This is a genomic window from Streptomyces sp. NPDC096013 (assembly GCF_044763565.1).
In the GTDB taxonomy this organism is placed as follows: domain Bacteria; phylum Actinomycetota; class Actinomycetes; order Streptomycetales; family Streptomycetaceae; genus Streptomyces.
On record NZ_JBIWGK010000047.1, the window covers coordinates 1 to 1,429 of the forward strand.

General features: G+C 68.1%; 1 protein-coding gene. It reads right to left on the reverse strand.

Going from position 1 to position 1,429, the window contains the following annotated elements; translation table 11 throughout:
• Positions 1-19 precede the first annotated feature (19 nt).
• Entirely contained in the window at positions 20-1,222 is a 1,203-nt protein-coding gene (locus ACIRB1_RS47115) for an IS110 family transposase (protein ID WP_403470128.1), read from the reverse strand.
• Positions 1,223-1,429 lie beyond the last annotated feature (207 nt).

A 1,429-nucleotide genomic window follows, 5' to 3' on the forward strand; every position in this document is an offset into this window, starting at 1 on the left:
AGGAATCTCAATGATCGTGTCAAGCTGCTTGCGTGACGGGCGGGGCGGAGGTGAACAGCCTTTTGTCACGCAGCATCGCCCACAGGACGTCGACTCGGCGCCGGGCGAGCGAGAGCAGGGCTTGGGTGTGCAGGAGTCCCTCGGCGCGCTTCTTCAGGTAGTAGTCGCGCGAGGGGCCGGGCCGCATCATCGCGGTCTGTGCGGCCAGGTAGAAGATGTGCCGCAGGCGGCGGTTGTACCGCTTGGGCCGGTGGTAGTTGCCGGTGCGACGGCCGGAGTCGCGGGCGACCGGGGCCAGGCCGGCATGCGAGGCAAGGCGGCCGGCGTCGCGGTAGCCGGACAGGTCGCCGACGATGGCGACGAACTCGGCGCCGAGGATGGGACCCATGCCGGGCATGGACTCGATGATCTCGGCGCGCTCGTCGGTGCGGAACGTCTCGCGGATCTCTCGGTCGTTGTCTTTGATCCGCTCGTCAAGGGCCAAGAGCTGGTGGGCGAGGGCGCAGACCAGCTTGGCGGCACGCTTCTCGCCAGGCAGGGCGATGTGCTGGCACTGGGCTGCTTCGATGGCCTTGGCCGCGACACCGCAGGCGTCACGGACTTTGCGGCGTTCCAGCCAGGTCGTCAGCCGCTTGACACCGATTCGCCGCAGGGCGGCGGGCCTCTGGTATTCGGTGAGCATGATGACGGGGCCCTTGGCCGCGGAGTAGTCGAAGGCACGCTCCAGGGCGGGACAGATGCCCACGAGCAGGTCGCGGAGCCGGTTGATCAGCCGGACGCGGTCCGCGATGAGGTCGGCTCGGTAGTTGGTCAGCACCTGGAGCGTGGTGACCTGTTCCGGCGGCGTGTCCAGCGGGGCGAAGTCCCGGCGCATGCGGGCCTGGTCGGCGATGACGCGGGCGTCCTTGGCGTCGGTCTTGCCTTCGCCTCGGTAGGCGCCGGACATGCGGTTGACCGTTCGACCAGGCACGTAGACCACCTGTTGGCCGTGTGTGGCCAGCAGCGCCAGCAGCAGGGTGGAGGCCCGGCCGGATATGTCCACCGCCCACCGCACCTCGTCAGCCCGCTCGCGGGCCGTGTCGATGAGCGCGAGGATCTGGGTCTCGTCGTTGATCACCTTCGTCGAGAAGAGCGTCTCGCCCGCGGCGTCGACCGCGACGGCCCAGTGATGCCCCTTGCCGGCGTCGATGCCGACCCATATGCGCTTGTGAGACGTGCTCAAGCCCGTTACTCCGTATCCCTCGTGATCCACACGCCGTGGTCCGAAGAACACCCCGCCGACAGGTCCCTAACCAGCGATGACCGCAGTTCTCAATCAGTGGTCGGAGCGTCCCGGAGGACCAGGCGGCCATTCCTCCGGAGCCATCAACGGCAACGCCCGATCAGCCACACCCGGTCCTCCCGGACCGCCAACATTCTTAGGGACGCC